Annotated in this window: 2 protein-coding genes; both read right to left on the bottom strand. The window is 45.3% G+C overall.

Annotated elements, in window-relative coordinates:
- Positions 1-50: 50 nt before the first annotated feature.
- A complete protein-coding gene (locus BLT07_RS20590) occupies positions 51-947 on the bottom strand; it encodes an IS3 family transposase (protein WP_245726638.1) in 897 nt (298 codons plus the stop codon).
- Complete coding sequence (locus BLT07_RS20585) at positions 947-1,258, bottom strand: transposase (RefSeq protein ID WP_091874501.1); 312 nt, start codon at positions 1,256-1,258, stop codon at positions 947-949. The genes BLT07_RS20590 and BLT07_RS20585 overlap by 1 nt, the downstream gene beginning before the upstream one ends.
- Between the last annotated feature and the right edge of the window lie 60 nt (positions 1,259-1,318).

Below are 1,318 nucleotides of genomic sequence, written 5' to 3'. Positions count from 1 at the left end.
TGTTTTGGCCCCTATAAAACAAGAGTATTATTCTAGATTTCGATTATTAATTAAGCTGTCAATTTTTCCATTAGAATCAGGTGTTTGTCCGTGTTCCATTTTTCCATTGGTGTAATGCGTCCCAAAAGGCCATGTAGCCTCTCATTATTATAGAAGGTGACATATCTCTTCAAGATCCGTTCTATCTCGCCGAAGGTCCGGTAATCTATCCTTTGGAACACTTCTTTTTTCAGTATGCCGTGATAGGCCTCGATATGGGCGTTCTCCTCCGGCGTGGCCACATGGGTGAATTCCTGTGCCACCCCTATCAGCCCGAGATATTCCCGTACGCTCCTGGCTATGAACTGGCTACCATTGTCGCTCCTGATCACTACGCTTTCCGGGTACCGGTAATCCATGAATACCTCTGATAGGAATGCTATCACCTTGTCCTGTTTGATGGAAAAAGAAAAATAGTCTTTTAATACCCTACGGGTATGGACATCGATGATAGATAACAGATAGGCGTTCTTGCCCGCACCGGGCACCCACACCATCTTTATGTCCATTTCCAGGCACTCGAAGGGCCTGGTGGTACTTACCTTTCTGAACTTTACGAACTTGCGGCCCGAGCCGCTCCTCTTTATCCTGTCCCCGAGCTTGAGCATACCTTCTTCTTTCATTATCCTGTAGAGCTTTTTATGGTTTATCAGGTAGCCGTCGCGCTTTAGATAGGCGGTCATCAAACGGTAACCGCAATCTATGAACTCATGGCCAAGAACGTTTTTTATGGCATTTACAATGGAGGCTTGATCTACATGGCCAATGGTCTTGTGAAAGGTCAGCTTGGAAGGACTGTTCCCCTTTCGGCCAAGGATGGGCGCTCTATAATAGCTGCTCTCTACCATACCGGCCATCTTTATTATCTTGGTCTTACTGCATTTATGTTTACTGTAGGTTCTGTCCACTAGATCTTTCTTGGATCGGACGTCCCAAACTTTTTTTTTAAGAGTTCCCGCTGCACCTCCAATTCGATTTCCTTGTTGCCCAACAGCTTGCGCAATATCCGTATTTCCTCCTCGGCAGCTTTAAGTTCCTTACTACGCACGTCGTAAACGACTTTGAGGCCCGACTCCCCATGGGTGTCGTACTTCTTCTTCCAATTATAGAAAGTGCCGGTACTGACACTATACTTGCGACAGGCCTCGACTACGCCCAGTTCTTCCGAGGCCGATAGTATTTCAAGCTTTTCTTTTAAGCTCCATTTCTTGTATTTCATATCTCAAAGGTATATTTTGAAATCTGAAATATCACTCCGAACTATTAGGGGGCTAAACTA

The organism is Pricia antarctica, assembly GCF_900101815.1.
Lineage (GTDB): Bacteria > Bacteroidota > Bacteroidia > Flavobacteriales > Flavobacteriaceae > Pricia > Pricia antarctica.
This window is presented reverse-complemented; position numbering and strand designations above follow the sequence as displayed.

Bases quoted from the DNA above. Each gene is read 5' to 3' on its own strand.
- BLT07_RS20585 (WP_091874501.1), bottom strand. From the start codon at position 1,258: ATGAAATACAAGAAATGGAGCTTAAAAGAAAAGCTTGAAATACTATCG.